1 protein-coding gene is annotated in these 757 nt (G+C 66.8%); it reads left to right on the top strand.

The window, feature by feature from the left end:
• Positions 1–10 precede the first annotated feature (10 nt).
• Positions 11–757, top strand: a 747-nt coding sequence (locus AC1DU6_RS33770; RefSeq protein ID WP_477862745.1) for a hydantoinase B/oxoprolinase family protein, incomplete at its 3' end; no start/stop codon positions are given.

The following is a 757-nucleotide window of genomic DNA, read 5'->3' as shown; positions in this document are numbered from 1 at the left end:
CCATCAGGATGTGGGCGGCATGGCCGCCGGCTCCATCCCGCCTGACGCCAACGAAGTGTACCAGGAAGGCTTGCGCATTCCTCCGGTGCGCTGGCGCAGCGCCGATGGTGTGCAGTCCGACATTGACGCCATCCTGGTGGCCAATTCTCGCACGCCGGATAATTTGCGCGGTGACCTCGAGGCGCAATGGGTTGCGCTGACACAGGGCGCGCGTGAGCTGCGGCAGATCGTGCGACACACCGGACCTCGTTTCATGGAGGTCTGCGATGCCTTGCTCGCGCAGACCGAACGCATGACCCGTGCAGCTCTCGCAGCAGCGCCCGATGGCGCGTGGAGCTGGCGCGACCAGCTCGACGGCAGCGACATCGACACCGCACCGGTGACGATTGCCGTGACGTTGTGCAAGCAGGGCGATGCGCTGGTTATCGACTTCGAAGGAAGCGCGCCGCAGGTCCGTGGACCGCTGAACGCGTCGCCGGCGGCCATGCTGTCTGCGGCCTTGTTCTTCATGCGCACGCTGGCACCTGATGCTCCCAACAATGCGGGCTGCCTGGCGCCGCTGACGCTGAAGCTTCCGCCCGGCAGCCTGGTCAATCCGATGTTGCCGGCGGCAGTCAATGCGCGCACGGCAACCGTAAAGCTGGCCTGCAACGCGATCCTCGGTGCCTGGTCGCAGTCGGCAAGCGGGACGGGCGTGGCGCCACACGCCGGTGTGGCCACTGTCCTCGCGCTCAGCGGTACGCGGATGGACGGGCAA

The organism is Roseateles sp. P5_B10 (genome assembly GCF_056400485.1).
Note: the sequence above shows the minus strand (reverse complement) of the source record. Positions and strands in the feature narration are given on the sequence as shown.